Raw genomic sequence first — 24,935 nt, 5'->3', positions numbered from 1 at the left:
AGAATGTCATGTTCAACAGGCAACACCATTCCCTCGGCAGGCGAATCCGCCGATGCAACCAAAAGCACGAGAAACCTTAACCGGACGGCAAGGCTTGCGTGCAATGGTCCATGTCGAGGGGACCACCGGGGTAACAGAGTTGGCGATTTCCAAAAGCGATGCGCTGCCTGGCGCAGAGACCGGTTTCTGGTCCGGCCTTCAGAGCAGCGTGGTTCTCACCGACCTGCGCGAGGGCCTGTTCCGTTTCATCGCGCTGGTGGTCGCCGCGGTCTTCGTCTATCGCGGTGCTCGTCACCTCGTCATCGATCCGGGCCGGCTGAACATCCTGCTGCTCATGATCTCCGACGTTCTGACCTTTACCTGGCTGCTGCTGGCGCGCCGACCGATTGTCCGCGACTGGAGCCCTTTCACGGTATTCATCTCGGTGACGGCCGCTTTCGGTTCGGGTTTCGTATCGCTCCAGGATGGAATTGCCGTCATCCCGCTCTATATCGCGGCGCCGCTGCAATTCCTGGCGCTGTGGCTGGTGATCTGGGGTAAGATGTCGCTTGGCCGCTCCTTCGCCATCCTGCCGGCCAACCGCGGCGTCGTCACCGGCGGCGCCTACCGCTTCGTGCGGCACCCAATCTATGCCGGCTATCTGGCAGGGCACATCCTGTTCCTGCTTTCGAGCTTCTCGCTCTACAATTTCGCCGTCTACGCGATCATTACCCTGTTCCAGGTCCATCGCATCCTGCGCGAGGAGCGCATCCTGGCGCTGACAGAGGAGTATCGCGACTATCTCGGGCGGGTTCGCTTCAGGCTCTGTCCCGGCATCTTCTGACGTCGCGCCCGGCGGTGGCGGGCACGTTCCTTGAATTCCAGGCCGCCCTCACCATTTGAAAAGGCGGCAGGCATTCCCATGGGGGTGCTGCGATCGAGGAACGGATATGAACGCACGCGTATTGGACGGCGAGATCATCACGACGAAGTTCGAGGACACCCGCGCCTATCGCGGGGTGCGGACAAGGCGCATTTTCGCCTTCCTGCTCGACTATTTCTTCGTCGCGCTGCTGACCATTCCCTTCGCCATCCTGGTCGCCATTCTCGGGCTGTTGACCTTCGGCCTCGGCTGGGCGCTGTTTTCCGTGCTGGTGCCGATGGTCGCCATCCTCTACATCTGGAACACGCTGGGCAGCCGCGACCAGGCGACGACCGGCATGAAGATCATGGGGATCCGCCTGGAGAAGCTCGACGGCAGCCGCATCGACGGCATGACGGCTGTGGTTCATTCGGTGCTGTTCTGGGCCGGCAACGTCATCCTGACGCCGCTGGTGCTCCTGGTCACGCTGTTCTCCGACCGTAAGCGCACGCTGCACGACCTGCTGCTCGGCACCGTCGTAACCCGCACCGATATCTGACGGATTCACGGCCGCACGCATCAAGCCGCCGCGTCGCCCGTGCTTAAATATGAACAGGCCAAGGCCATCGCGGCAGCATAATCCTGTTGAATTTTTCGGCGACCGGGCCAAAGGTAGGACGATTCGCAGGAGCGTTTCCAAGATTAGATGACGCAGCATCCGACCCAGTCGCCGCAGTTCTTCCTGACCGCGCCGTCGCCGTGCCCCTACCTGGAGGGACAGTTCGAGCGCAAGGTGTTCACGCACCTTGTCGGCGACAAGGCGCCGGAGATGAATGACCTCTTGACGCAAGGCGGCTTCCGGCGCTCGCAGAACATCGCCTACCGTCCGGCCTGCGAGTCGTGCCGCGCCTGTGTGTCGGTCCGCATCCTGGCACAGGAATTCAGTCCCAGCCGCAACATGCGCCGCGTCATCCAGCACAATGCCGACCTCGTCGGCGCCATGCATGACGCGCAGCCTTCGACCGAGCAATACTCGCTCTTCCGCGCCTATCTCGACGCCCGGCATCGCCGCGGCGGTATGTCGGACATGACCGTGCTCGACTATGCGATGATGGTGGAAGACACCCATGTCGACACCAAGATCATCGAATACCGGCGTCGCGGCCCCGACACGTTCATCACCGGCAAGGGCCATGGCGAGCTGATAGCCGTCGCGCTCACCGACAAGATGGCCGATGGCCTGTCGATGGTCTATTCCTATTTCAATCCCGACTTCGAGGATCGCTCGCTCGGCACCTTCATGATCCTCGATCACATCGCCCGCGCCAAGGCGATGGGACTGCCCCACGTCTATCTCGGCTACTGGGTCAACGGCTCGCGCAAGATGAATTATAAGATGCGCTTCATGCCGCAGGAGCATCTCGGCCCGAAAGGCTGGGAACGCTACGACCACGAAGCGGTCAGTCGCTGAACCTCCCCACGCTTCATCCTTAACTGTTTCAAGGAGGAGGACACCGGTCTTTCGGCCCTCAGGCTGGAACGAGCGCGGCGTGGCCGCTGTGCGCCTGCTCAAGATAGTTTGCGAGAATGCCCAAGTGTCCACCCACACCGACCACCAAAAAGGTCTCCTGATCACCGCCATAGGCGGCCTCACACTGACCGTCGACATACCGCTGATCCGGCTCGCCGACGGCACACCCTGGACGATCATGATGTTGCGCACCGCCACCACCTTGCTGGCCGGGCTGGTGGTGTGGGCCGTCTGGCGGTCGTTCGACCGGAACGCGCCCCGGCTCATCCCGGGCTGGTCGGGACTTGCCGTGGCCTTTTGCTACGGCATGACCGGAATATGCTTCGTCACGGCGGTCTATCACACCTCGACGGCCGACCTTGTCTTCATCCTGGCCTTCAACACCGTGTTCGCGGCGCTGCTGTCATGGCTCTTCCTCAAGGAAAGACCGCAGCCTGCAACCGTCATCGCCATGCTGGCGATGATTTTCGGCGTGCTGATCATCGTCGGCGGCTCCGTCGGCACCGGGCATCTGTTCGGCGATTTCATGGCGCTGTGCTCGACCTTCTTCGTCGCCCTCGCCATCACCATTTCGCGCGCCAGCGGCAAGGATATGGGCTTCACCGCGCTGGTCGGCGTCATCCTGCCGCTGGCGCTCGCCGTCTTCATGGTTTCAGGCGAAGGCGTTCACGTGAACGCGCCGTGGTGGATCATCTTCAACGGCGCCGTGATCATGCCGATCTCGTTCTTCTGCCTTGCCAACGGACCGAAATACATTTCAGGCCCGGAAGTGGCGATGTTCTATCTGCTGGAGACGGTGCTGGCGCCAGTCTGGGTCTGGCTGATCTTCGCCGAGGAGCCCACACGCAACAGCCTGATCGGCGGCTCGATCCTGATCGTGACGCTGGTCGCGCATTCGCTGTGGCAATTGCATGAGGGCCGCAAGCGCCGTGCCGCGCTTGCCGTGGTTCACCCGGCCTGAACTTTCCTCGGCTCGGCCGCAGCTTCGATCTGCGGCGGCGCGCCGGCCTCGTCGGCGACAGGCGGAAGCTCGTCCATGATCTCGACCTCGCGCAGCCATTCGCGCCAGATGGCGACGAGCAGCGCCATCAACACCGGGCCGATGAACAAGCCGAGGAAACCCATCGTCTTGACGCCGCCGATCAAGCCGAAAAAGGTCGGCAGGAAGGGGAGCTTGATCGGGCCGCCGACTAGCTTGGGCCGCAGCGTCTTGTCGACGATGAAGAGCTCGACCGCGCCCCAGATGAACAGGGCCGCGCCGGCGAAAAGCTTGCCGCTGGCGGCGAGATAGATCGACACCAGGGTGAAGGAGAGCGGCGCACCGCCGGGGATCAGCGCCATGATGCCGGTAAGCGCGCCGAGCGTCACCGGGGATGGCACGCCGGCCAGCCAATAGGCGATGCCGAGCACAAGGCCCTCGCCGATGGCGATGATGGTCATGCCCGTCACGGTCGAGGAAATGGTTGCCGGCACGACGCGCGAGATACGTTCCCAGCGCGTCGGCAGGATGCGTTCGCCGAGGCGATCGACCTGGGCCGCGAAAGACTCGCCGTCGCGATAGGCGAAGAACAGCGCGATCATCATGAACAGAAGCGTCAGAATCAGGCTGAAGGCGCTGCCACCGGCGGCCAAGGCGCCGCGATAGATGCTGCCGATGTTGGAGCCGCTGATCAGCTGGATCAACTCGCCGATGCCGCCGGGATGGCCGAGATAGGCCGTCCACTGCTCGTTCAGCCACTGGCCGACGACCGGTATGGCGGCGATCCAACCCGGTGTCGCCGCGCCGTGGCGATTGGTCTCGATCGCCCAGGTGACCCACTCGCGCAGCTCGTTGATGGCATAGGTGCCGGCAAGCGCGATCGGCACCACCAGGAAGGTGAGGATGAAAAGGATCGCCAAGGTCGCGCCGACCGTTCGGTTGCCGCCGACGCCAACGAGCAGCCGGCGGTACAGCGGCCAACTGGCAAAGGCGATGACGAGCGCCGCCAGCACCGGGAACAGAAAGCCGTGGAAGAAATAGACGCCGGCAGCGACGATCAGCACCAGGAGCCAGCGCGCCGCCGACAGCGGCGGGATGACGGCCGCCCTCAGCGGCGTCGACAGGCCGAACAGGCGCTGCCCCGGCTTCTGGATCTCGGCGCGCTTCAACCCGGCGTTGCTCCCTGCCTGATGGTTCGATGGATGATTATGCACCATCATAGTGCAGCAATCGTGACGATAGTCCAAATAGTGCCTTTCCTTCTCCCCTTGTAGGAGAAGGTGGATCGGCGCGCAGCGCCGAGACGGATGAGGGGTGTTCCAGCAGGGTGAGGCGTTGGCGACCCCATATCGCGGCATCCAACGCAGCTCAAGTCCGTGTCAGGCTGGAACACCCCTCATCAGTCGCCTTCGGCGACACCTTCTCCCGCGGGGAGAAGAAAAGGCGCTGCTTCACCCAAATTTCCCCGTCCTGGGAAAACCCTTCGGCACCATGCGGCCGGCGGCGGCGCGGGCTCCGATCCATTCGGTCAGCTCCTCGCGCGACTTGGTGAAAGTGCGATCGGCCGAATCCTGCCAGGAGAGCCCCGTCGCCAGGGTGAAGGTCTTCAGGTCCAGCACGCCGCCGTCCTTGTATTTCTGCAGGCGCACACCCTTGCCGCGCGCCATTTCCGGAATTTCGGCCAGCGGGAAGACCAGCATCTTGCGGTTCTCGCCGACAATAGCGAGATGGTCGCCCGAAACCGGGATGCAGCGCTTGGCCTCGTCCGGCGCCTTGACGTTCATCACCTGCTTGCCCTTGCGGGTGTTGGCGACGACCTCTTCCTCCGAAACGACGAAACCGTTGGCGTCGTATGAGACGAGCAGCAGCTTGCGTTTGGGATCATGGACAAAGGCAGTGACGATGTCCTGGTCGTTCTCCATGTCGACGATGATGCGGATCGGCTCGCCATGGCCGCGCCCGCCCGGCAGCCGATCGGCGCCGATGGTGTAGAACTTGCCGCCGGTGGTGAAGACCAGGATCTTGTCCGTGGTCTGGGCATGGAAGGCGAGCTTCAGGCTGTCGCCTTCCTTGAAGGTGAGCTGCGAATGGTCGGTCAGGTGGCCCTTCATGGCACGCAGCCAGCCCTTTTCCGACACAACGACGGTGACCGGCTCGCGCTCGATCATCGCATGCGCGATGTCGGTCAAGTCGTGCTCGGGCGCATCGGCAAACTGGGTGCGACGCTTGCCGAGCTCGGTCTGCGGACCGAACGTGTCGCGGACCTTGCCGACTTCCCACTTGATCGTCGACCATTGCTTGGCGTCGGAAGCCAGCAGGGCCTCGATCTGCTTCTTCTCGGCGGTGAGGCCGTCGAATTCCTTGCGGATCTCGATCTCTTCGAGCTTGCGCAAGGCGCGCAGGCGCATGTTGAGGATGGCTTCGGCCTGGTTGTCGGTGAGCGACCAGCGGGCCATCATCACCTGCTTGGGCTCATCCTCCTCGCGGATGATCCTGATGACCTCGTCGATGTTGAGATAGGCGATCAGGTAGCCGGCGAGGATTTCCAGCCGCTTCTCGATCTCGCCGAGCCGGTATTTCGAGCGGCGGATCAAAACCTCGCGGCGGTGGTCGAGCCACTCCTTCAGCACGCCCTTCAACGACAGGACGTTCGGCACCTTGCCGCGCGACAGCACGTTCATGTTGAGCGGGAAGCGGCTTTCGAGCTCGGTAAGCTTGAACAGCGATTCCATCAGGATGCCGGGATCGACGGTGCGGCTCTTCGGCACCAGGACGATGCGGATGTCCTCCGCACTCTCGTCGCGGATGTCTTCGAGCAGCGGCAGCTTGCGTGCCATCAACAGCTCGGCGATCTTCTCGATCAGCCTGGCCTTCTGCACGCCGTAGGGGATCTCGGTGACGACGATGCTCCAGGTGCCCCTGCCCTGGTCCTCCTGGCCCCATTTGGAGCGCACGCGGAAACCGCCGCGGCCCGTCTCATAGGCTTCGAGGATCGAGGCGCGGCTGTCGACGATGATGCCGCCCGTCGGGAAATCCGGCCCCTGGACGAAATCCATCAGCTTCGCCACCGGCGCTTCGGGATGCTCGATCAGATGGAGCGCTGCGTCGCAAAGCTCGGCGGCGTTGTGCGGCGGGATCGAGGTCGCCATGCCGACGGCAATGCCCGACGAGCCGTTGGCGAGCAGGTTCGGGAAAGCGCCCGGCAGGACGGACGGCTCCTCGTCCTCTTCATTGTAGGTCGGCCGAAAATCGACGGCGTCCTCGGTGATGCCGGCAAGCAGCTCGCTCGCCACTTCGGTCATGCGCGCTTCGGTGTAGCGCATCGCCGCGGCGTTATCGCCGTCGATGTTGCCGAAATTGCCCTGCCCGTCGACCAGCGGGTAGCGCATCGAGAAATCCTGCGCCAGCCGTACCAGCGCATCGTAGATCGATTGGTCGCCATGCGGATGGAACTTGCCCATCACGTCGCCGACGATGCGGGCGCATTTGGCGAAGCCCTGATCGGGGTTGAGCCTGAGCAGCCGCATGGCATGCATGATGCGGCGATGGACGGGCTTCAGTCCGTCGCGCACATCTGGCAGCGCCCGGTGCATGATGGTCGACAGCGCGTAAGCGAGATAGCGCCGCTCGAGCGCTTCCTTCAGATCGACCGGTTCGATTTTATCGCCGCCGCCATTGTCATCAGGCGGCAAAAGCCTTTTTCCCATGGATTTGGACTAGCCGAGCGGGTGATTCGCGGCAAGCGCCGCGTGAACGTCGGCGCATTCGCCGCGGCTACAGACACGCAGCCGGCGGTGTGAAGGATTTCACGGAAGCGGCGCCACGGCGGCTGCAATTTGCCGCCGATCTGCAACAGGCTTGGTCGGCAACATGACGCCGACCAACATCAATCCGTTACATGCGGCCGCTATCTGGCAATGCAACGCGCTGGCGGAGGAAAGCCGCGGTCTTCATGACAAATTCACCGCATCGGGCAATAGCTGCCGACCGGCGTTTGCTTTTCATCGCCGTTTTCGACAAATGGGCCCGGAAATGCCTTTTTCCCGTCCCGTTCGTCACGGAATGGTGATGGAGCAGATGTCAAAAATAATTTCACAATAGCCAATCAGGACAGGGAACTCGCCATGACAATCCAACGCTCAACACTCAAGAAACTGGCCTTTTCGACCTTTCTGCTGACGCTGCCGCTCAATTCGGCCTTCGCCGCCGATCCGGCGGTGGCCGAGCGCATCAAGGCGGCCCTTGCCGCCCAGGGCGTCGAGATTTCCTGGACAGGCGTCTCCGGCGACGATTCGAACGCCGTCCTGCAAGGTGTTTCCATCAAGCCGGCGGCCGAGAAGGAAGCGCTGCCGATCGGCGACGTGAAGCTGGAGGGGGTCAGCGAGGCCAATGGCGGCTATGAGATCGCAACCCTCTCGACCTCGCCTTTCGAGCACAGCAAGGACGGCGTGACGCTCAATCTCAGCCCGGTGGTCGTCCACGACATGAAGGTCCCGGCCGAAGGCGGCACCGATCCGCTCGGCTCGCTGATGATGTACAAGTCGGCGGAGCTCGCCAACATGACGGTCAAGGTCGGCGACAAGACGGCGTTCGCGATGGACGGGCTTGCCGTCCAGATCACCCCGCCGGCCGACGGCAAGGCGATGGACTTTACCGCCAACACCGAAAAATTCACCGCCGACCTGTCGCTGGTCGACGATCCGAAGTCAAAGGAAGCGATCGACGCGCTCGGCTACCAGAACATCTCGGGCAACATCGCGATGGCCGGCACCTGGCAGCCGAGCGACGGCAAGATGGAGCTGTCGAAATATGACATCTCGGTCGAGAATGCCGGCACGCTCGGCATGACCTTCAATCTCGGCGGCTACACGCTCGACTTCATCAAGTCGATGCAGGAGATGCAGAAGAAGCTCGCCGCCCAGCCGGAAGGCGCCGACAATTCCGCGCAAGGCATGGCCATGCTCGGCCTGATGCAGCAGCTTTCGTTCAACGGCGCATCGGTGCGCTTCGAGGACGATTCGCTCACCGGCAAGGTGCTCGACTATGTCGGCAAGCAACAAGGCATGTCGGCCAAGGACGTCGCCAACCAGGCCAAGGCGATCGTGCCGTTCGGCATGGCGCAGCTCAACAATCCCGAGCTGACGGCGGAAGTCTCGGCGGCGGTCAATACGTTCCTCGACAATCCAAAGAGCCTGGAAATCTCGGCCGAGCCGCCGTCGTCGGTGCCGTTCGCGCTGATCATGGCCGGCGCCATGTCGAACCCGCTCGACCTGCCGAAGACGCTTGGCGTCAAGGTCAAGGCGAACCAGGACTGATCGAACACGTCAGCTCCAAACGAAAGCCCGGCAGCGATGCCGGGCTTTTTTGTCGAACCGATTTCTCGAAAAGAAGGAGAGGCTTGGCTCGGAGTCCTAGCCTTCCTTCTTCGTAACCGCGACGCGCAGTGACAGCTCGCGCAGCTGTTGCGGGGTCGCTTCCGACGGCGCGTTCATCAAAAGGTCGTAGGCCTGCTGATTCATCGGGAACATGGTGATCTCGCGCAGGTTCTTGGCCCCCACGAGCAGCATGACGATGCGGTCAACGCCGGCCGCCATGCCGCCATGCGGCGGCGCGCCATACTGGAAGGCGCGATAAAGGCCGCCGAAGCGCTCCTCCACGGTTGCGCGGTCGAGACCGACCATCTCGAAAGCCTTGACCATGGTTTCCGGCAGATGGTTGCGGATGCCGCCCGACGCTATTTCGAAGCCGTTGCAGACCATGTCGTACTGGAACGCCTTGATGCTGAGGGGCTCCTGGCCGTTCAGCGCATCGATGCCGCCCTGCGGCATCGAGAACGGGTTGTGGGCGAAGTCGATCTTCTTCTCGTCCTCGTTCCATTCGAAGAACGGGAAATCGACGATCCAGCAGAGCTCGAAACGCTCGCGATCGACGAGGTTCAGCTCCTCGCCGGCGCGGGTGCGCGCGGCGCCTGCGAAGGTGACGAACTTCTTCGGGTCGCCGGCGACGAAGAAGGCGGCGTCGCCATCGGCAAGGCCGAGCTGCTGGCGGATCGCCTCGGTGCGCTCCTCGCCGATGTTCTTGGCGATCGGACCCGCGCCTTCGAGTTTTTCGCCTTCCTTGCGCCAGAAGATGTAGCCGAGGCCAGGCTGCCCCTCGCCCTGCGCCCAGGAATTCATGCGGTCGCAAAAGGCGCGGCTGCCGCCGGTCTTTGCCGGAATGGCCCACACCTCGGCTTTCGGATCGTTGGCAAGGATGTTGGCGAAGACCTTGAAGCCGGAGTCGCGGAAATGATCCGAGACCGCCTGCATCTCGATCGGGTTGCGCAGGTCAGGCTTATCGGTGCCGTAGGTGCGCATCGCCTCGTCATAGGGAATGCGGCGGAATTCCTGGGTCACCGGCTTGCCGGCGGCAAAGGTCTCGAAGACGCCGCGCAGCACCGGTTCCATGGTGGAGAGCACGTCGTCCTGCTCGACGAAGCTCATCTCGAGGTCGAGCTGATAGAATTCGCCAGGCAGGCGGTCGGCGCGCGGGTCCTCGTCGCGGAAGCAGGGCGCGATTTGGAAATAGCGGTCGAAGCCGGAGACCATGATCAGCTGCTTGTACTGCTGCGGCGCCTGCGGCAACGCGTAGAAGGTGCCGGGGTGGATGCGCGACGGCACCAGGAAATCGCGCGCCCCTTCGGGCGACGACGCGGTGAGGATCGGCGTCGAAAACTCGGTGAAGCCGACCTCCCCCATGCGCTTGCGCATCTCGGCGATGATTTTTGTCCGCGCGACGATGTTCTTGTGCAGTGTCTCGCGGCGCAGATCGAGGAAGCGGTATTTCAGGCGGATGTCTTCCGGGTAGTCCGGCTCGCCGAACACCGGCAGCGGCAGCTCCTTGGCGGCCGACAGGACTTCGATCTCGCGCGCGAAAATCTCGATTTCGCCGGTCGGCAGGTTCGGATTGACGGTTTCCGGCAGCCGCGCCTTGACCTCGCCGTCGACGCGGATCACCCATTCGCCGCGCAAGGTCTCGGCGGCCTTGAAGGCCGGCGAATCCGGATCGGCGACGATCTGGGTCAGGCCGTAATGGTCGCGAAGATCGATGAAGAGCAGTCCGCCATGGTCGCGCACGCGATGCACCCAGCCCGACAGGCGGACGGAATTGCCGACGTCGTTCTTTCTCAACTGGGCACAGGTGTGGCTGCGGTAACGATGCATAGTCATGGGGTAAAGTCCGGAAATTGCGGGCGTCGGCCCGGCTCGAAAATTGGCGCGAAAAGCGCATGAGCGGCCGGCTTTGTCAAGGCAAGCGGTCACACAGGCGCGCCGCTGCGACTGTTCAGGCAAAGTGGACTTGCACACCCCGGCTTTGGAAATCGGCGAGCGTGGCAGCAGGCGCGGTCCTTTCCACCACGAGATGGCGGATCGCAGCCGCTTCCGCCACGCGATAGGGTGCGGCGGTGGCGAGCTTGTCGTTGGTGACTGCAATGACGATGCCAGCGCTGTTTTTCGCCATGGCGCGTTTCACTTCGGCTTCGGCCGAATCGAAGGCGGTGACGCCGCGCGCGACATCCAGCCCGCAGGATCCGAGAAAGAACAGATCGGCGCCGAGTTGAGCCACGGCGGCCAGCGTATCTGTCCCGACGCAGGTGCCGAGATCGGGCACATAACGGCCGCCGAGCACGATCAGCTCGACCAAGGGAAGGTCCGTCAGAGCCGAGGCGACGCCCAGCGAATTGGTGGCGACGGTCAGCTCCATATCGCGCGGGATCGCCCGGGCGATCGCCTCGTTGGTCGTGCCGCCGTCGATGAACAGCGACTGCCCCGTGCCGAGCAGCGCAACAGCCGCCTTGGCGAGCCGAGTTTTTTCCTCGACCGCATGACGGCTGCGCTGGCTGAGCGGCGCGGCTGCAAAGGGCCCCGATGGGACAGCGCCGCCATAAACGCGACGCAGCTGCCCGGCCTTCGCCAGTTCCCTCAGGTCGCGGCGCACAGTGTCCTCTGACACGCCGAAACGGCTGGCAAGCTCGCCGGCCAGCACCTTTCCGTCGGCCGCAAGCCGGTCGCGAATGAGTTGGTGGCGTTCTTCGGTGAGCATGCGCGATCCTATGTATTTGTGCACGTTATTGCATGTTTTGCCTGTTCATGCAAGAAACAGGGTCGCCGGCAGCCTGAGAGCCGCCGCCAAAATCTCCTTATCGGATTTCCTGATGACCCTTAGCCTGAAACTCGCCCCCCAGCACCGCGTCTATGCCGGCTTCGCGATCTATTCCTTTGCCATGGGCAATATCTTTCCACGGCTGCCCGATATCAAGCGGGCCATGCAGATCGAGGACGGCACGCTCGGTCTCGCCCTGATCGGGACGCCGATCGGCACTCTGATCGCGCTGACGCTGGCGACGCCGATTCTGGAACGCGTCGGCTTTCGCCGCGCGCTGCTGTGGCTGGTGCCGCTGCTTGGCTTCGCCTACGCCGTCGCGGTGCATGCGTCGGGCCCCGCGGCCCTGTTCCTGATGCTGCTCCCGGTCGGATTGATGATCGGCAGCATCGAGATCATTTTGAATGTCGAGGCCGACAGGACCGAGTTCCTGCTCAAGCGCCGGATCATGAACCGGGCGCATTCATTCTGGAGCATCGGCTTCTTCGGCGCCGGCCTGTTCGGCGGCGCGCTGGCGCATCTCGGCCTGTCGCCGCAACTGCACCTGGCGCTGGTGGTGCCGACGGTGGCGGTTGCGATGGCGCTGTTCCTGGGCGGCTTCGAACCCGCGCCTGCCCGTTTCGCCGCGACCGGCGACAAGCCGCCGATATTCGCCCGTCCGACGCTGCCGATCCTCATCCTCGTCGCGGTCACACTATCGGCAATGCTGATGGAAGGGGCCAGCATGGACTGGTCCGCCATCTATATGCGCACAGTGTTCGACTCGGGCCCCTTCGTTGCCGGCTTAACCGTGGCGCTGTTCGCCTTCTCGCAAGCGACGACACGCTTCTTCGCCGACAGCTTTGTCGACCGCCATTCGCCGAGCGGCGTAGCGCGCGTGCTGCTGGCGACAATGGCGGTCGGCGTGTTCATCGTCTTCTTCTCGCCCCTGCCCTTCATCTCGATGCTGGGCTTTGCGCTTCTGGGCATCGGCAGCAGCGCCATCTTTCCGCTGGCGATCTCGGCTGCGGCGCAGCGTACCGACCGCCCGGCGGCGATCAATGTCGCGGCCCTGTCGCAGATCTCCTTCGTCGCCTTTCTGCTTGGCCCGCCGCTGCTCGGCTTCGTGTCGGACCACTGGGGCATCCGCTCGGCCTATGGCATCGGTATCCCCTTCATCCTGCTCAGCCTGGCCACAGCCGGCGTGCTTGGCCGACGGCCATCGGCCGAAGCCGCGGATACCGCAAGGCAAAGCGTGGAGGCGCAGGCCGGCGAGGCCTGAACCGCGCCGCCGGGCCATCGCATATCGCCATCGCGCGAAACTAGCGGTGCGTGACGACGTCGCGGCGCTTGACGAATGCCCGCGCGGCTGAAATTGAAAGAGGCCTAATATTGTGCCAAAAGCGATTTGATGCAGGTCATCACCACACAAGAAGAACTCGAGAGCGTTGTCGCAGCGTTCGAAAAGTCGGAATTCGTTACCGTCGATACCGAATTCATTCGCGAGACAACCTTCTGGCCGATCCTTTGCCTTATCCAGATCGCCGCGCCTGGGATTGAGGCGCTTATCGATCCGTTATCGCCCGGCATCGACCTGAAACCGTTTTTCCGGCTCATGGCCAACGAAGCGGTGCTGAAGGTTTTTCACGCGGCGCGCCAGGACATCGAAATCATCGTCCATCTCGGCGATCTGGTGCCGCATCCGGTGTTCGACACCCAGGTGGCGGCGATGGTCTGCGGCTTCGGCGACAGCGTTTCCTACGACCAGCTCGTGCAGAAGGTCACCGGAGCCCGGCTGGACAAGTCCTCGCGCTTCACCGACTGGCGGCACCGGCCGCTCTCCGACAAGCAGCTCGAATACGCGCTTGCCGACGTCACCCACCTGATCGAGGTCTACCAGCATCTCAGCGCCGAGCTGAAGCGCGAGAATCGCGGCCACTGGCTGAACGAGGAGATGGATGTCCTCACCTCGCGCGAGACCTACGATCCGCATCCCGAAGATGCCTGGAAAAGGCTGAAGATGCGGCTGCGCAAACCGCAGGAGCTGGCGATCGTGCAGGCGGTGGCGGCCTGGCGCGAGCGCGAGGCACGCGAGCGCGACGTGCCGCGCGGCCGCGTGCTCAAGGACGACGCGATCTATGAGATCGCCCAGCAGGCGCCGCGCGATGCGGCCGCGCTCGGCAAGCTGCGCACCACGCCGAAAGGCTGGGAACGCTCCGCCACGGCAACCGCGCTGCTCGGCGCGGTCAACGCGGCGCTGGCGCTGCCCAAGGACGCGATGCCGAAACTGCCGAAAAGCGTGCAGCCGCCGGAGGGGTCGAGTGCGGCGGCGGAACTGCTCAAGGTGCTGCTCAGGATCGTCGCAGAGAAGGAAGGCGTGGCCACCAAGGTGCTTGCCTCCAGCGACGATATCGACCGCATCGCCGCCGAGGGCGACGAAGCCGACGTGGCGGCATTGCAGGGCTGGCGGCGCGCCGTTTTCGGCGAGCAGGCGCTGAGGCTGGTACGCGGCGAGATCGGCATCAAATTCGACAAGCGCCGGATCGCGTTGTTCGAGCTGTAGCGGCTTTCCCTTCTCCCCTTGTGGGAGAAGGTGGATCGGCGCGCAGCGCCGAGACGGATGAGGGGTGTTCCGGCGGAGTGAAACGCTGGCGATCTCCTATCGCGGCATCCAACGCTGGCTTAAGTCCCTGTCAAACTGGAACACCTTTCATCCGGCCGCTGCGCGGCCACCTTCTCCCACAGGGGGAGAAGGGAAAGGCAAGCCTCACACCACCTCGAGCAGGTGGAGCGCGAACCAGATCCAGGCGATGAGAAGTATGCCGGCGCCAAGGAAGAAGGCGCGGCTGCGGTGCAGCACATGGTTTCTGTCGAGATGCACCCAGGCGTGGACATAGCGCGTGACTATGAACAGCCACATCAACGCCAGCGTCAGATAGTTCACGCCGTTGGTGACGAACAGCGCCAGGCACAGCACGTGAAAGAGAACCGGCAGCTCGAACTGGTTGATCAGGTTGTTGGCGACGGTGACGCTCGAGGCCGGCTCGGTTGAGCGGACCTTGTACTGGCCGATCCTGGCTTCGCCGGACTTCACGGCGAGATAGCGCCGCTTGAACATCACCAGATAGACGACATAGACCAGAAGCACATGCGCCAGCATCGGCCAGAAGATGGCTGTCTGGCGCATCTGCTTGTCCTCAGCGTCGCCGCCCGGCCAGCGCGAAGACCGCGATGACGAAGACCGGGATCGCCAGCAGCGCGAATTTGCTGACGGTCAGCAAAGAGGCGAAGGCCAGCGAATCGGGATTGGCCAGCTGGAAATCGGAGAGCAGCCGCGCCATGGCAAAATTCTGGGTGTAGTCGGCGACCGCATAGGGAGCCACCAGCACCAGCGAGAACAAGGCCTGCAGCTGCGCCGGCATGGCGCGGAAGGTGCTGAGTCGCCGCCCGAAGGCGAGGATAAGGCTCACCAGCGTCAGCGACAGCAGCGCCGGGAACAAAAGGTCGAAGGTCAGATAGTGCCAGACGATGATGATCTCGCCGCCGCGCCGGCCGAGCGCGGTGAGCCACGCCATGCCTTCGTCGGGCGTGAAGCCGGCGACGCGCATGTCGAGTGAGGCCAGGCCGCCGCTCAAGCGCTGGAAATAGAGAAACTCCAGCGCCGTCATGAGGAGGAACAGCGCAATCGAGGCGATGGAGAGCGCTGCCGCGTGACGCGACAGCCGAAGCACCGCCACGCTCAAGTCACGCCACAGTCCCCGCCGGCGGTCAGGCCGATCGGTCTGCCGATCAAATTCCGCCCGGGTAATTGGGGCTTTCGCGGGTGATCGTGACGTCATGGGCATGGCTTTCACGAAGTCCGGCGTTGGATATGCGCACAAAAGTGGCGCGCTCGCGGAAATCTGCAAGATCACGTCCACCCACATAACCCATAGCGGCTTTCAGGCCGCCTGCAAGCTGGTGCAGCACGCCAGCCACAGGTCCTTTATAGGGAACCTGCCCTTCAATGCCCTCCGGAACCAGCTTCAGCGTGTCGCGAACTTCAGCCTGGAAGTAGCGGTCGGCCGAGCCGCGCGCCATGGCGCCGACCGAACCCATGCCCCGATACGCTTTGAAGGAGCGGCCCTGGTGGAGATAGACCTCGCCGGGGCTCTCGTCGGTGCCGGCAAGCAGCGAACCGATCATGGCCGCGCTTGCGCCGGCGGCGAGCGCCTTGGCGAGATCGCCTGAATATTTGATGCCGCCATCGGCGATGACGCTGACGCCGGCCCTGCTGGCCGTCTCGACCGCCGACATGATTGCCGACAGCTGCGGGACACCGACACCGGCGACGATTCTGGTGGTGCAGATCGAACCCGGGCCGATGCCGACCTTGACGGCGTCGGCGCCAGCGTCGATCAGCGCCTGCGTGCCCTCGGCGGTGGCGACATTGCCGGCCAGGATGCGCACGGAGTTCGACAGTTTCTTCGCCCGCGTCACCGCATCCAGCACGCGCTGCGAATGGCCATGCGCGGTGTCGATGACCAAAAGATCGACGCCGGCATCAATCAGGCGCTCGGCGCGCTCGAACCCGTCGTCGCCGACGCTGGTGGCGGCCGCCGCGCGCAGGCGCCCCTGCGCGTCCTTGGTGGCGTGCGGGTTGAGCTGCGACTTCTCGATGTCCTTGACGGTGATCAGGCCGACGCAATTGCCGTTCCTGTCGACCACTACCAGCTTCTCGATGCGGTGCTTGTGAAGGAGACGCTTGGCTTCGTCCTGGTCGACATTCTCCTTGACCGTGATCAGGTTCTCACGCGTCATCAGCTCGTAGACCTTCTGCGACGGATCGGAGGCGAAGCGCACGTCGCGGTTGGTGAGGATGCCGACGAGGCGGCCGACCGTGTGGCCGCCGGTGCCGCCATTTTCGACCACCGGAATGCCGGAAATCGAATAGGTGCGCATCAGCGCCAGCGCATCGGCCAGCGTGGCGTCGGGGCCGATGGTGACTGGGTTCACCACCATGCCGGATTCGAATTTCTTCACCTGCCTGACCTGCTCGGCCTGTTCGGACGGCGAGAAATTGCGGTGGATGACGCCGATGCCGCCGGCCTGCGCCATAGCGATCGCCAGCCGCGCCTCGGTGACGGTGTCCATGGCCGCCGACAGGATCGGCACGTTGAGATCGATGTCGCCGGCAATACGGGTGCGGATGTCGGTTTCGCCAGGCATGACTTCGGAATGGCCGGGCTGCAAGAGCACGTCGTCGAAAGTCAGCGCCAGCGCGCCGGTGGACGTTTCGATGATTTTTGCCATGGCCAGTCCTTTTGAATGCGGAAAAGGCGCCGGGCCAATTGGCCAGCGCCGACTCTCTTCTTCCCTTTCAGGATTGGCGCTGGCTGGTACCACGTCCTGTCGCGGTTGAAAAGCCGATCGTTGCGAGACGGCCTATTCGATGCCGAGAAGAGCATCGAGCAAAGCGTGGCGCGGCAACTCAAAAGGATTGACGACAGTTACGCCGCCCCAGGTAAAACCGTCTTGAAGATCTTCTGACAAAAGGAGCCGGCAACCCGCTTGCGAAGCGGCGGAAAGAATGACGGCATCCCAGACGCCGAAACGATGGTCCGCAGCAAGATCGACAGCCGTCATCATCACTTCCGGCGTTGTTTCAATAACCGGGAAGGCGTCGCGCCAGCTAAGCAGTGTATCGCGAGCCTCCTGGGGCGACCTTCTAGCTTTGCGAAGCAGAACATTGAACAGTTCACCCAGCACCTGGACCGGAACAACCACAGCGCCTTGCGGAACGTTCCGTAGCAATTCGAGGGCGAGGTCGCGCTTCTCAGGATCATTGACGCCCTCCGCGTAGGCAAGGACGTTGGTATCCAGCGCGATCTTCACGGGTTATCCTCATAAAGATCCTCGCGAGTCCAGCGTCCTGCATTGACGATCGGCTGCCTCTCGAGTCGCGACAGCAGAGCTGCGCGCGACCGGGAGGCCACGCCCTCGTGCTTGTCCGCAGGCACGATCCGCGCCACTGGCCGCCCATGGCTGGTCACGACGTAGCTCTGCCCCTCGCGTACTTCACGCAGGATATGAGAGAATCTGCGATTGGCGTCGGCTGCAGAAACAGTTTCGTCCATGGTTGCACCTATAATGTAGTTATTATTACTACATAGCGGCCGGCCTTGCATTTGACAAGTCCGCGTACCGTGACGCCAACCAGGACTGCGCTCCCGCAAAAGTGACAGCAATTTAATGCGACATCCGGGGCGAGGCGTGATAACCGCCCGGTCGCACCGGTTCGCCCCCAAGCCGGGCCTAGATTCGCGAAGACAGATCAGGGCGTTTCCCTTGAACCGCATCATCCCGCTCATACTGGCGGTCGCATTGTTCATGGAGAACATGGATTCGACCGTGATCGCGACGTCGCTGCCGGCGATCGCTGTCGACATCCACACGAGCCCGATCGCGCTGAAGCTGGCGCTGACGGCTTATCTGGTGTCGCTGGCGATCTTCATTCCGATCAGCGGCTGGATGGCCGACCGGTTCGGCGCCAAGAACGTCTTTCGCGCTGCGATCGGTGTCTTCATCGCCGGCTCGGTTGCCTGCGCGTTTTCCAATTCACTGCCGGCTTTCGTTGTGTCGCGCTTCCTGCAAGGCATGGGCGGGGCGATGATGACGCCGGTCGGCCGCCTGGTGCTGGTGCGCGCCACGCCCAAGAGCGAGCTGGTCGCGGCGATGTCCTGGCTGACCGTGCCGGCGCTGGTCGGCCCGCTCGTCGGCCCGCCGATCGGCGGCTTCATCACCACATACTTCACCTGGCACTGGATTTTTCTGATCAACGTGCCAATCGGCTTTATCGGCATGTGGCTCGCCACCCGCTATCTGCCCAGGACGGAGCCCGCCGAGACGCCGCCGCTCGATTTCCCGGGCTTCGTGCTCTCCGGCCTTGCCGCTTCCGGCATCGTCTTCGGCCTTTCCGTCGTCAGCCTGCCGGCGCTGCCGCCGATGGCCGGCTTCATCACCATTGTAGTCGGCGTGGTCTCGGGCGCGCTCTATCTCCTTCATGCGCGGCACGCCAGGAATCCGCTGCTGGCGCTGGAGCTGTTCCGCAACCAGGTTTTCCGGTCCTCGGTGCTCGGCGGCTCGCTGTTTCGCATCGGCATCGGCGCGGTGCCGTTCCTTTTGCCGCTGATGTTCCAGATCGGCTTCGGGTTGACGCCCTTCCAGTCCGGCATGATCACCTTCGTCTCGGCGATCGGCGCCATCGGCATGAAGTTCGTGACCGCGCTGATCTTCAGGCTCGCCGGCTTCCGCCGCGTGCTGATCTGGGGCTCGCTTGTCGCGGCCGCATCGATCGCCATCTACGGCCTGTTCACGCCGCAGACGCCTTACGCCCTGATGCTGGCGATCCTTTTGGTCGGCGGCTTCATCCGCTCGATGTTCTTCACCGGCGTCAATGCGCTTTCCTATGCCGAGATCACGCCCGCCGACACCAGCAAGGCGACACCGATCACGGCGGTTTTCCAGCAATTGTCGATCGCGCTCGGCGTGGCGCTGGCCGGCGGCGTCCTCGAAGTGTCGACCTCGATCCATGGCGGACCGCTGACCCTGCGGGATTTCCACATCGCCTTCTTCATCGTGGCAGCCGTCTCGGCGGCGGCATCGATCACCTTCATGCGGCTTGCGCCGGAGGCCGGCAACGCGGTCTCGGGCCACGGCCGGCTGACCAAGCCGAAGACGCTGGAAACGGTGGGGACCGCGGGGAAGTGAGCGCCGAGACGGATGAGGGGTGTTCCAGCGGAGTGAGACGCTGGCTTTCCCTGGAGCACCCCTCATCCGGCCGCTTCGCGGCCACCTTCTCCCACAAGGGGAGAAGGAGAAGGCGCTAGCCTTTAAACTCCTTCGCCAGCAGGTAGAGCTCCACCGATTCATCGCGCGAGGCCGGCGGTTTCACATGATGGACGGATCGGAAATTCTGCTTCAGCAATGACAAAAGCTCGTTCTCGGCGCCGCCCTGAAAAGTCTTGGCGAGGAAATGTCCGCCGGGCTCCAGGACGTGCAACGCGAAATCGGCCGCGACTTCGCACAGATGCATGGTGCGCAGATGGTCGGTGCGGCGATGCCCGGTCGTGGGTGCCGCCATATCGGACAGCACCACATCCGGCCGGCCGCCGAGCGCCTCGGCAAGTTTTTGCGGCGCGTCGGGATCGAGGAAATCCATCTGCAGGATGACGGCGCCCGGAACCGCGGCCATCTCGAGATAGTCGATGCCGACGACATGTGGGTTTTCCGCCGTCGACTTCGTCCGCGCGGCCGCTACCTGGCACCAGCCGCCGGGCGCAGCGCCGAGGTCGATGACCTTCATGCCGGGCTTCAGCAGATGATGCTTGTCGTCGATCTCGATCAGCTTGTAGGCGGCGCGCGAGCGGTAGCCGTCGGCCTTGGAGCGCTGCACATAGGGATCGTTCATGTGGCGCTCGAGCCAGCGGCGCGAGGATTCCTTCAAGCCGCTCTTCTTCTTGATCCTGGTCTTGAGGACGCGAATGCCGGCGGAACCCGGCTTATCCGGTTTTCTAGCCATCAACGGCCTCGCCCGCCATCGCGCCAGACACCGTCATCAGCCATCAATTCGCTCAGGATCCCCTCGCGCAGGCCGCGGTCGGCGACGCGCAAGCGCTCGGACGGCCAGACACCGCGGATCGCTTCCAGGATGGCGCAGCCGGCGAGCACGAGGTCGGCGCGGTCGGCGCCGATGCAGGGGTTGGCGCAGCGCTGCTGGAAATCCCAGCCGATCAGGCGCTCGATCATGCGGTCGACGCTGTCGCGGTCCATCCAGAGGCCATCGACGCGGCGGCGGTCGTAGCGATCGAGATCGAGATGCACGCCGGCCAGCGTCGTCACCGTGCCGGAGGTGCCGAGCAGGTGGAAATTGGGACTTGCCAGCACATGTGCCAGCCGGTCGCGGCCGTCGAAGACCTTCAACCGCGCGGCCACGTCGTCGACCATGGCGGCAAAGGTCTCGCGCGTGACCGTGCGGCCGCCGAAGCGCTCGGCGAGCGACACCACGCCGACGGGCAGCGAGGTCCAGGAGACAATATGGTTGGCGAGCCGCGGAGAGCGCCGTCCGGTCAGGTCGATCAGCGCGATTTCCGACGAGCCGCCGCCGATGTCGAACAGCACCACGCCTTGCGTGTCGCGCTCGACCAGCGAGCCGCAACCGGAAACGGCAAGGCGGGCCTCGGTCTGGCGGTCGATGATCTCGAGCTTGAGTCCGGCCTCGCGCTCGACCCGATCCAGGAACTCGACACCGTTTGCGGCCGAACGGCAGGCTTCGGTGGCGATCAGCCTGGCTTTCCTGATCTTGCGGTTGCGCAGCTTCTCGCCACAGACCTTCAGCGCCTCGACCGCGCGATCCATCGCGGCTTGGCTGAGCCGACCGCTGGCGGTCAGCCCCTCGCCCAGCCTGACGATGCGCGAGAAAGCGTCAATGACGCGGAACTGGCCGTGACGGCCAGGCACCGCGACCAGCAGCCGGCAATTGTTGGTGCCGAGGTCGAGCGCGGCGAAGACAGGCAATTCCTGTTGCGGCGGACGCTGCGGGGCCGCCAGCCTTGGCTCAACCGGCGAAAGCCCGCTCGGAGGCTGTTTTGTCGCCGTGGCGGCAGGCGCGGCATGCGGCACGGCGACGTTCTCGTCACGCGCGAACACCTTGCGGCCGCGCTTGCGCTTGCGTCGCTTGCGCGTCTTGCCTTTCGGTTGATCGCCATGCTGGTCGGCCTGGCTTAGGCCAATCTGTCGCTGGCCGGCATGTCTTTGGTGCGCACCCGCGTGGCGGCTGAATCGCGCCGTGTGCGGGCCCGCCGATTGCGTCGGCGATGCCCCGGACATGCCCACTGCCGACGCGCCCGCGCCGGTATCGTGGTCTTCCACTTCAGTTCCTTCCGGCGCCGCGCGAACCGGTAGCGGACGCAGCAGGCACCTCGATTTGTTCAAGTTGCCAACAGAGTAGCAGCGCAGTTCACAATCACCAAGAGCGCGAGGCCGAATTTCGCAAACGTCGCATTTTGCCAGATCACGTTGGGGCAATGTCTTGCCGGTTGAATAGCCGGCTTCAATCAGGCATGTCTGAAATGAAGGTTCGAAGGTTGGGCAACATCAAAATCAATGAGTTGCAACGCATGATGACGACGCCATGAATTGGAGGCGCTATTTCTGGCCGGTCATAGGCATCGCGGCCGTGGCGTTCTCGCTTTGGCTGCTCATCCACGAACTGCGCGGCGTTTCGCTCGACGACGTCTGGGCCGGCATTGCCGCCATCCCGCCGCGCGGCTGGGTGCTCGCGGCACTGAGCGCGGTCGTCGCCTATGCCTCGCTCGCCGGCTACGACCACATCGCGCTGCTGCATATCGGCAAGAAAGTATCGTGGCTGTTCGTCACGCTGTGCTCCTTCACCACTTACGCGGTGTCGCACAATATCGGCGGCTCGGTGTTTTCCGGCGCGGTCATCCGTTACCGCGCCTACGGCACGCGAGGTCTGACCGGCCAGGAGGTCGGCGTGCTAGTGGCGATCTGCTGGTTCACCTTCATCCTGTCCAGCGTTTTCCTCGGCGGCCTCGTGCTGTTGCTGGAACCCCAAATCATCGACCGTTTCACGGGCGCGCCGCATCACGGCGCCGCATTCGCCGCCGGGCTCGCCATGCTCATCCTTGTCGGCGCCTACGCCTTCGGCAGTTGGCTGCGGCTGAGACCGCTGAAGATAGGCAGCTTCCAGCTGCACTATCCGGCGCTGCCGATCGTGGCGCGGCAATTGCTGATTGGGCCGGTCGAACTGCTCGGGGCCGCGGCGATCATCTATTTTGCCCTGCCCGAGATCGGCAATCCCGGCTATTTCGTGGTGCTCGGCGTGTTCATGGTGTCGTTCTCGATCGGGCTTCTGTCGCACGCGCCTGGCGCCCTCGGCGTGTTCGAATTCGTCTTCCTCACCGGGCTTTCGGACATGGATCCGGTCGGCGTGCTCGCCGCGCTTCTGGTGTTCCGCCTGTTCTATCTCATTATTCCGCTGCTGATCGGCCTTGGCGTGGTGCTCTATTTCGAGCATTCCCAATACAGCAAAGGCGAGAGCTGAGCCTTCGGCGCCTGGCGGCAGAGCCAATGCATGTCGCCCAAAGTGCGGAACGGCTTTGGGAGAACGACATGCATCGGACAAAGGTTCAAAAAGCCTGCGTTGATCTCAGCTGCGGGCTTGACTATTTTCGGATGGCGGCTACAAGGCAGCGCTCGCGGCACATGAGCCGCCCGCATCGCGCGCTACCAGACGCGCCTGCTGGGGAATAGGTTAACGGTAGACCCACGGACTCTGACTCCGTTAGTCCTGGTTCGAATCCAGGTTCCCCAGCCAAACTGGATGTCCTGTGGACGACTTGGTTCCACAACCTTCTTTCGCGTCCCCCATGTACGATTCTCCGGCTTCGCCGTGCCGCGATTTCACGCGGGAGACGCGTCTGTTCGACCAATGTGCAGACATTCGATCATAGAAGGCGTTGTCGACGCGCCTATCGAGTTTGAACGGAGACTCAGATCCGCGCGAAGAGCGGGCATCAGCATGGCCGTTCTGCATGGCCGGAAGTCCTGCCTAGGTGGTTGACCGTGAGGGTCTATGACCTAGCTTAGAGTTCAGAATGGACTGTCCGGACTCCCAAAAATGCGGATTGGAAAGCATCGTGGGAGAACTTTTGGGATATTGACGATGGAGAGGTGCGAGTCGGCTTTTCGGGACATTTGCGGCGGGCGACAACCGGCGGCCACGGTGTCTTTGAGCTTCGGTTCGAGCGCACATCTTCTGCGCCGGCATCTTCTGCCGGCCCATGACCGCGCTCCGCAACGCAACAAATACATTCGCACCGCACTGGAAGGCCCGAAGCAGTGACAGCTTCGAGAGCAGCAGCAGCTTTAGCCAGCATCGGGGAGAAGACCCACACACCGCTTCGCGAACTTAAATTGCACCCAAGACCACATGGGCACGACGATGCCAAATCATCTTGCCGAAATTTACACGAATAACACAGATCTCGCCATCCTGGCCGGGATTGCGATACTCGTACTGGCGGGCGTCTTTCTTGTGCTCTGGCATGCCCTTGTCGCAGTGCTGCGGAGTCGCCCGAAACCAAATGCCTACCTGAAAGAATGCAAGCCTGTTCCTCTCGAGGAGGTTCCTTGGGTCTGGGAACGCCCGGTCGACCTTGCAACCGGACCTGGTTCTTCTCAGGCTGTCGTATCCTCGGATGCGGATGCCCGGCCTCAGGATGCAAACTACCGTCAGTTCGGGGTGCGAATCGAGCATTTCGAGATGATCTCCGAAGCTTATGAGAGTTCGCCAGGCGACCTGCCCAATCCCTTCGCTTCCCCGACAAACAGCGCTACGGACTCACCTCCCCGTGTTCGCTGGCCTATCGGTCTTGTATCAGGCCTGGGCATCGCCACGATCTGCCTGGCCGTGTCGCTTGGCTATACGATGACGAGACAGAATTGGGTCGAAAGCGCCCCCGCCATTTCGCAGGCCCAGAATCCCTCCCAGCCCGATCTTTCGCGATCCTTCGCGGTTCCGGCGAGTGCTGCATTGGATATGGAGGGACCAGCCCAGGGCGACGGGCGTACGAATGCCGCATCGCCTGGCCCGGATCTCGCGGCTGCCAAGGCTGAAGTCGAGGCTGCTCGTGCTCAGGCATCCGCCGCGAGGAATCTGGCCGGCCAGGAGCACCGAGCTGTGGAAGAAGAGCGCGCCAGAAGCGCCTCTCTGCAGAGTGCGCTCTTGGAATCGCGCAAGCAGGTCGATGCGCTGAGGACAAGCATGGCAGCAGCCGACGACGCATACGGGGAGCGTTTGCGCAACGAACTCACGGCAGCCCGCACGTATGACGCATTGCAGCGCATTGCGGGAGATGCTCGCAGGCTGCTGGGCGAGAGCATCAACTATGTCGTTACGCAGATGCCGGCTGATCATCTGGAGCGTCAGCGAACTGAATTGATGGCCCGCGACCTATCCCAAGCGCGGGCGCAAATTTCGCAGCTTGAGGCCAGGGCCGCCGAGGACCGCGCCAGTGCCAAGGCCTCGCTTGCGCAAGTGAACGGAGTGCTTGACGACGAGCGCCGGAAGTCGAAGGACCTTCGCGGCGACCTCGCCGCAATGGAACTGTCCAAGGCCGCGATCGCGGATAAGGCTGAGCGGGAACGAACCGGTGCAGCCACAGCGAGAGAACGGGTGGAGCAGACCGCAGCCGAGACGGCGCAGGCTCTGACACGAGAACGCGCTTCCGCAGCATCGACCCGTGAGGACCTCGATAAAGCCCGCCTCGAGCGCGACGCGGCTGAACAGGAGCGAGCCAAGGCTGTCAAAGCAAAAGAGCGTGCGGAGCAGACCGCAGCCGAGACGGCGCAGGCTCTGACACGAGAACGCGCTTCCGCAGCATCGACCCGTGAGGACCTCG

Annotated in this window: 21 protein-coding genes, 1 tRNA gene and 1 pseudogene; 12 read left to right on the top strand and 11 right to left on the bottom strand. The window is 63.4% G+C overall.

Going from position 1 to position 24,935, the window contains the following annotated elements:
• Positions 1-139: 139 nt before the first annotated feature.
• The 4 genes from LB515_RS16330 (at position 140) to LB515_RS16315 (ending at position 3,333) form a co-directional block, all read left to right on the top strand.
• Positions 140-823, top strand: a complete 684-nt coding sequence (locus LB515_RS16330; RefSeq protein ID WP_224639590.1) for a methyltransferase family protein — start codon at positions 140-142, stop codon at positions 821-823.
• A 106-nt stretch (positions 824-929) separates the two neighbouring features.
• On the top strand, positions 930-1,400 hold the full coding sequence (locus LB515_RS16325; RefSeq protein WP_224708323.1) for an RDD family protein: 471 nt from the start codon (positions 930-932) through the stop codon (positions 1,398-1,400).
• Positions 1,401-1,547: 147 nt separating this feature from the next.
• Complete coding sequence (locus LB515_RS16320; protein ID WP_224639589.1) at positions 1,548-2,312, top strand: arginyltransferase; 765 nt, start codon at positions 1,548-1,550, stop codon at positions 2,310-2,312.
• Positions 2,313-2,436: 124 nt separating this feature from the next.
• On the top strand, positions 2,437-3,333 hold the full coding sequence (locus tag LB515_RS16315; RefSeq protein WP_224639649.1) for a DMT family transporter: 897 nt from the start codon (positions 2,437-2,439) through the stop codon (positions 3,331-3,333).
• On the opposite strand, the gene LB515_RS16310 is transcribed toward LB515_RS16315, so the two are convergent.
• Together LB515_RS16310 and parC are read right to left on the bottom strand one after the other, a co-directional pair.
• Positions 3,321-4,520 carry an AI-2E family transporter gene (locus LB515_RS16310; protein ID WP_140842897.1) on the bottom strand — a complete coding sequence of 400 codons (1,200 nt, stop codon included), beginning with the start codon at positions 4,518-4,520 and terminating at the stop codon, positions 3,321-3,323. The genes LB515_RS16315 and LB515_RS16310 overlap by 13 nt on opposite strands.
• 282 nt (positions 4,521-4,802) lie before the next feature.
• On the bottom strand, positions 4,803-7,058 hold the full coding sequence (gene parC / locus LB515_RS16305) for a DNA topoisomerase IV subunit A (protein WP_224708322.1): 2,256 nt from the start codon (positions 7,056-7,058) through the stop codon (positions 4,803-4,805).
• Positions 7,059-7,221: 163 nt separating this feature from the next.
• Here parC and LB515_RS16300 point away from each other — a divergent pair, with 163 nt between their 5' ends.
• A complete protein-coding gene (locus tag LB515_RS16300; protein ID WP_224530754.1) occupies positions 7,222-7,452 on the top strand; it encodes a hypothetical protein in 231 nt (76 codons plus the stop codon).
• Positions 7,453-7,475: 23 nt separating this feature from the next.
• Positions 7,476-8,666, top strand: a complete 1,191-nt coding sequence (locus LB515_RS16295; RefSeq protein WP_224708321.1) for a hypothetical protein — start codon at positions 7,476-7,478, stop codon at positions 8,664-8,666.
• Positions 8,667-8,762: 96 nt separating this feature from the next.
• Here the strand turns inward: LB515_RS16295 and aspS are convergent, their stop codons facing one another.
• Together aspS and LB515_RS16285 are read right to left on the bottom strand one after the other, a co-directional pair.
• Entirely contained in the window at positions 8,763-10,553 is a 1,791-nt protein-coding gene (gene aspS, locus LB515_RS16290) for an aspartate--tRNA ligase (RefSeq protein WP_224708418.1), read from the bottom strand.
• A gap of 121 nt (positions 10,554-10,674) precedes the next feature.
• Positions 10,675-11,433: a DeoR/GlpR family DNA-binding transcription regulator gene (locus LB515_RS16285; RefSeq protein WP_224708320.1), complete on the bottom strand. Its 759-nt coding sequence runs from the start codon at positions 11,431-11,433 to the stop codon at positions 10,675-10,677.
• A 112-nt stretch (positions 11,434-11,545) separates the two neighbouring features.
• Here LB515_RS16285 and LB515_RS16280 point away from each other — a divergent pair, with 112 nt between their 5' ends.
• Both LB515_RS16280 and rnd read left to right on the top strand, forming a co-directional pair.
• Complete coding sequence (locus tag LB515_RS16280; RefSeq protein ID WP_224708319.1) at positions 11,546-12,754, top strand: MFS transporter; 1,209 nt, start codon at positions 11,546-11,548, stop codon at positions 12,752-12,754.
• Between the two features lie 129 nt (positions 12,755-12,883).
• Positions 12,884-14,035, top strand: a complete 1,152-nt coding sequence (gene rnd / locus LB515_RS16275; protein WP_224708318.1) for a ribonuclease D — start codon at positions 12,884-12,886, stop codon at positions 14,033-14,035.
• 204 nt (positions 14,036-14,239) lie between these two features.
• On the opposite strand, the gene LB515_RS16270 is transcribed toward rnd, so the two are convergent.
• The 5 genes from LB515_RS16270 to LB515_RS16250 all read right to left on the bottom strand — a co-directional run bounded on the left by LB515_RS16270 (position 14,240) and on the right by LB515_RS16250 (position 17,588).
• Positions 14,240-14,659, bottom strand: a complete 420-nt coding sequence (locus tag LB515_RS16270; RefSeq protein WP_095767715.1) for an MAPEG family protein — start codon at positions 14,657-14,659, stop codon at positions 14,240-14,242.
• A 10-nt stretch (positions 14,660-14,669) separates the two neighbouring features.
• Positions 14,670-15,215 (bottom strand): hypothetical protein, encoded by a 546-nt coding sequence (locus LB515_RS16265; protein ID WP_224627035.1) that lies wholly within the window; start codon positions 15,213-15,215, stop codon positions 14,670-14,672.
• A gap of 46 nt (positions 15,216-15,261) precedes the next feature.
• The gene (gene guaB / locus LB515_RS16260) at positions 15,262-16,764 is read right to left on the bottom strand and encodes an IMP dehydrogenase (RefSeq protein WP_095767716.1); all 1,503 of its coding nucleotides are present in this window, start codon (positions 16,762-16,764) and stop codon (positions 15,262-15,264) included.
• 132 nt (positions 16,765-16,896) lie between these two features.
• Positions 16,897-17,346, bottom strand: a complete 450-nt coding sequence (locus LB515_RS16255; RefSeq protein ID WP_224530769.1) for a PIN domain-containing protein — start codon at positions 17,344-17,346, stop codon at positions 16,897-16,899.
• Positions 17,343-17,588, bottom strand: coding sequence for a type II toxin-antitoxin system Phd/YefM family antitoxin (locus tag LB515_RS16250; RefSeq protein WP_095767718.1), 246 nt, complete (start codon positions 17,586-17,588; stop codon positions 17,343-17,345). Before LB515_RS16250 ends, LB515_RS16255 begins: the two co-directional genes overlap by 4 nt.
• A gap of 211 nt (positions 17,589-17,799) precedes the next feature.
• On the opposite strand from LB515_RS16250, the gene LB515_RS16245 reads away from it, so the two are divergent.
• Complete coding sequence (locus LB515_RS16245; RefSeq protein ID WP_224530771.1) at positions 17,800-19,221, top strand: MFS transporter; 1,422 nt, start codon at positions 17,800-17,802, stop codon at positions 19,219-19,221.
• Positions 19,222-19,336: 115 nt separating this feature from the next.
• On the opposite strand, the gene LB515_RS16240 is transcribed toward LB515_RS16245, so the two are convergent.
• Positions 19,337-20,032 carry an RlmE family RNA methyltransferase gene (locus LB515_RS16240; RefSeq protein ID WP_095767720.1) on the bottom strand — a complete coding sequence of 232 codons (696 nt, stop codon included), beginning with the start codon at positions 20,030-20,032 and terminating at the stop codon, positions 19,337-19,339.
• A complete protein-coding gene (locus LB515_RS16235; RefSeq protein ID WP_224530774.1) occupies positions 20,032-21,381 on the bottom strand; it encodes a Ppx/GppA phosphatase family protein in 1,350 nt (449 codons plus the stop codon). The genes LB515_RS16240 and LB515_RS16235 overlap by 1 nt, the downstream gene beginning before the upstream one ends.
• Before the next feature lie 262 nt (positions 21,382-21,643).
• On the opposite strand from LB515_RS16235, the gene LB515_RS16230 reads away from it, so the two are divergent.
• The 3 genes and pseudogenes from LB515_RS16230 to LB515_RS16220 all read left to right on the top strand — a co-directional run.
• On the top strand, positions 21,644-22,576 hold the full coding sequence (locus LB515_RS16230; protein ID WP_224708317.1) for a YbhN family protein: 933 nt from the start codon (positions 21,644-21,646) through the stop codon (positions 22,574-22,576).
• Between the two features lie 199 nt (positions 22,577-22,775).
• Positions 22,776-22,849, top strand: a tRNA-Gln gene (locus tag LB515_RS16225).
• 615 nt (positions 22,850-23,464) lie between these two features.
• Positions 23,465-24,935: pseudogene (locus LB515_RS16220) on the top strand (hypothetical protein); the annotation flags it as partial.

This window comes from Mesorhizobium sp. CA15, assembly GCF_020165215.1.
GTDB lineage: Bacteria > Pseudomonadota > Alphaproteobacteria > Rhizobiales > Rhizobiaceae > Mesorhizobium.
This window is presented reverse-complemented; position numbering and strand designations above follow the sequence as displayed.

Excerpts from the sequence above, each read along its gene's own strand:
- LB515_RS16295 (WP_224708321.1), top strand. The coding sequence starts at position 7,476 with ATGACAATCCAACGCTCAACACTCAAGAAACTGGCCTTTTCGACCTTT.
- aspS (WP_224708418.1), bottom strand. The coding sequence starts at position 10,553 with ATGCATCGTTACCGCAGCCACACCTGTGCCCAGTTGAGAAAGAACGAC.
- rnd (WP_224708318.1), top strand. The coding sequence starts at position 12,884 with ATGCAGGTCATCACCACACAAGAAGAACTCGAGAGCGTTGTCGCAGCG.
- LB515_RS16230 (WP_224708317.1), top strand. The coding sequence starts at position 21,644 with ATGAATTGGAGGCGCTATTTCTGGCCGGTCATAGGCATCGCGGCCGTG.
- LB515_RS16325 (WP_224708323.1), top strand. The coding sequence starts at position 930 with ATGAACGCACGCGTATTGGACGGCGAGATCATCACGACGAAGTTCGAG.
- LB515_RS16280 (WP_224708319.1), top strand. The coding sequence starts at position 11,546 with ATGACCCTTAGCCTGAAACTCGCCCCCCAGCACCGCGTCTATGCCGGC.
- LB515_RS16250 (WP_095767718.1), bottom strand. The coding sequence starts at position 17,588 with ATGGACGAAACTGTTTCTGCAGCCGACGCCAATCGCAGATTCTCTCAT.
- LB515_RS16320 (WP_224639589.1), top strand. The coding sequence starts at position 1,548 with ATGACGCAGCATCCGACCCAGTCGCCGCAGTTCTTCCTGACCGCGCCG.
- LB515_RS16300 (WP_224530754.1), top strand. The coding sequence starts at position 7,222 with ATGACGCCGACCAACATCAATCCGTTACATGCGGCCGCTATCTGGCAA.
- LB515_RS16285 (WP_224708320.1), bottom strand. The coding sequence starts at position 11,433 with ATGCTCACCGAAGAACGCCACCAACTCATTCGCGACCGGCTTGCGGCC.
- LB515_RS16240 (WP_095767720.1), bottom strand. The coding sequence starts at position 20,032 with ATGGCTAGAAAACCGGATAAGCCGGGTTCCGCCGGCATTCGCGTCCTC.
- guaB (WP_095767716.1), bottom strand. The coding sequence starts at position 16,764 with ATGGCAAAAATCATCGAAACGTCCACCGGCGCGCTGGCGCTGACTTTC.
- parC (WP_224708322.1), bottom strand. The coding sequence starts at position 7,058 with ATGGGAAAAAGGCTTTTGCCGCCTGATGACAATGGCGGCGGCGATAAA.
- LB515_RS16270 (WP_095767715.1), bottom strand. The coding sequence starts at position 14,659 with ATGCGCCAGACAGCCATCTTCTGGCCGATGCTGGCGCATGTGCTTCTG.